Source organism: Variovorax sp. P4_D9, assembly GCF_056401695.1.
Genome location: NZ_JBFUIU010001142.1, coordinates 1 through 2,271 on the forward strand (window position 1 = coordinate 1; position 2,271 = coordinate 2,271).

Genomic DNA, 2,271 nt, shown 5'->3' on the forward strand with positions numbered 1-2,271 from the left:
CATCACGCCCTTCGGCGATGCGCTGACGGCGCCAGCCACGCAGGCGATGTCTTCCGCCGCCGGCCTCGCCAAGCTCGATGCCTTGGTCAACCAGCAGGCCTCGATGATTGCCTACAACAACGACTTCAAACTGATGATGGTGCTTACCTTCTGCGCCGTGCCGCTGGTGGCGCTGCTGCGCCGCGCCACACCGACGAAGAATACCGAGCCGATGGTGATTGAATGAACACGACAAGCTTGTACAGAATCCTGGCCGCGACTGTCGCTGCGATGGCGGCCGTCGGCTGCACCACCGTAGGTCCCGACKTCAAGCGCCCCGATCCGCTCGCGGTGCAGCGCTATACGGCCGAGCCGCTGAAGCTCGAAGCTGACACGGCAGGCGGCGACGCGCAGGCTCAGCACCTCCTCCCAGGAACAGCGCTTGAAGGAGAGTGGTGGCGGCTCCTTCGCTCCGATGCCGTCGACAGCCTCGTGCAGCGTGCGCTGGCTGGCAACCGCACGCTGGCCGCAGCTGCCGCGTCGCTGGATCAGGCCCAGGAACTGGCGAACGCGCAGGCCGGAACGCTCGCCCCGCAGGTGGGTCTTACAGCCGGAGCGGGCCGGCAGAAACTCGGCGCAGAGGCCTTCGGCCCTTCGACCCTGCCGCCTTTTACCTACTTCGCAGTCGGTGCGTCGGTCAGCTACACGCTCGACTACACAGGCGGCGGCAGCCGCTCCGTCGAGCAGCAGCGCGCGCTCGCCGAGTATCGGCAACATCAGCTCGAAGCCGCCCGCCTGGCGGTCACCGGCACCACGGTGACGCAGGCGCTGCGCGTGGCATCGCTGCGCGCACAGATCGCCACCGTCGAGGAACTGCTCGACCGCGATCGGGAGAACCTGAGGCTGGTCCAAGTGGCCTTCGATGCCGGTTCGGTGGCGCGTCTGGACATCGTCAGCGCCCACAACCAACTTGCCGGCGACCAGACGCTGCTGCCTCCGCTGCGTCAGCAGTTGAGCGTGGCCCGGCACGCGCTGGCGGTCATCATGGGTTCCGCGCCAACCACAGCCTCAGCATCAGCTATGCGGACACCGTGCCGGTCTGGCGCTTCTGGGTGATCGCTCTGGACCGATTGCGCTCCACTTCACGAGTCCTCTCGAGCGGACGAAGTGCTTCGGTTGAAGAACTGATTCGACATCGAGCTCCACATCGGTGTGACCGGGCCGGCCGCCGGCGCGGAGCAGAGGCAGCGGTTCGTTCATCACGTCGTAGGCGGAGCCTGTCCGGAGGCCGGACAGCCAGGTTTCCAGCAAGGCGCTGGTGGGGGTGGGGCTCAAAGGCTGCTGTAGGAGGCGGGCCGAACTTCGGGCCACGAGGTCGAAGGGCGCGAGAGGACCCGGTCCCGCCTGTCGTCATCGATTGCCGTACGGCGGGTATGCAAGCAGCGAGGGCGGTCGTTGACGTGGGAGGGGTCGAGTCCGAGGCGGGCCGCCTCCTTCAAGCCGCCCTTATCACCGACTTGGGTTCGAGATACGCCTCCAGCCCGAAGGTGCCGAACTCGCGGCCGATGCCTGATTGCTTGAAGCCGCCGAAGGGCGCCAAGGGCTCGTGGTGCAGGCCGTTGATCAGCACCCGGCCTGCCTGCAGGCGGGAGCTCACGGCGAGGGCGTGTTCGTCGCTGCCCGACAGCACCACCGCCTGCAAGCCGTAGACCGTGTCGTTGGCGATGGCGATGGCGATGGCGTCTTCCTCGTCGCGGTAGGTGATCAGGCAGAGCACGGGCCCGAAGATCTCTTCACGCGCGATGACCATGTCGTTGCGGACTCCGACGAACAGGGTGGGTCGCACGTAGAAGCCGACATCGAGGCCAGCTGGCCGGCCTTCGCCGCCGGCAATGAGCCGCGCGCCGTCCTCCACTCCCTTGCGGATATAGCCCTGCACCCGATCCCACTGCTTGCGGCTGACCATCGGGCCGATCTCGGTCGCGGCATCGCGCGGGTCGCCGACCTTGACCGCCTCGATCGCCGCCCGGGCCAGCGCGACGGCCTCATCCAGCCGATGCTCGGGCACCAGGATGCGGGTGCCCGCCAGGCAGGCCTGGCCGCTGTTCTGAAAGCCGGCCTTCACAGCCAGGGGAATGGCGGTGGCGAAGTCGGCATCGTCCAGCACCACAGTAGGCGACTTGCCGCCCAGTTCCAGCGTCACGCGCTTCAGGGTGTCGGCCCCAGCGCTCTGGATGGCCTTGCCCACGGCGGTGCTGCCGGTGAAGGAAATCTTGGCGACGTCGGGGTGGC

The 2,271-nt window shown here is 67.5% G+C and carries 3 protein-coding genes and 1 pseudogene; 3 read left to right on the top strand and 1 reads right to left on the bottom strand.

Annotation, left to right across the window (positions count from 1 at the left end):
* From AC1DY5_RS52095 to AC1DY5_RS52105, 3 genes and pseudogenes are all read left to right on the top strand, one after another.
* A pseudogene (locus AC1DY5_RS52095) lies at positions 1-226 on the top strand (hypothetical protein); the annotation flags it as partial.
* A gap of 44 nt (positions 227-270) precedes the next feature.
* On the top strand, positions 271-1,095 hold the full coding sequence (locus AC1DY5_RS52100) for a TolC family protein (protein ID WP_478122095.1): 825 nt from the start codon (positions 271-273) through the stop codon (positions 1,093-1,095).
* Between the two features lie 90 nt (positions 1,096-1,185).
* Positions 1,186-1,326, top strand: a complete 141-nt coding sequence (locus tag AC1DY5_RS52105; protein WP_478122097.1) for a hypothetical protein — start codon at positions 1,186-1,188, stop codon at positions 1,324-1,326.
* A gap of 148 nt (positions 1,327-1,474) precedes the next feature.
* Here AC1DY5_RS52105 and AC1DY5_RS52110 read toward each other — a convergent pair.
* Positions 1,475-2,271: aldehyde dehydrogenase family protein (locus tag AC1DY5_RS52110; protein ID WP_478122096.1), on the bottom strand; the 797-nt coding region annotated here is incomplete at its 5' end.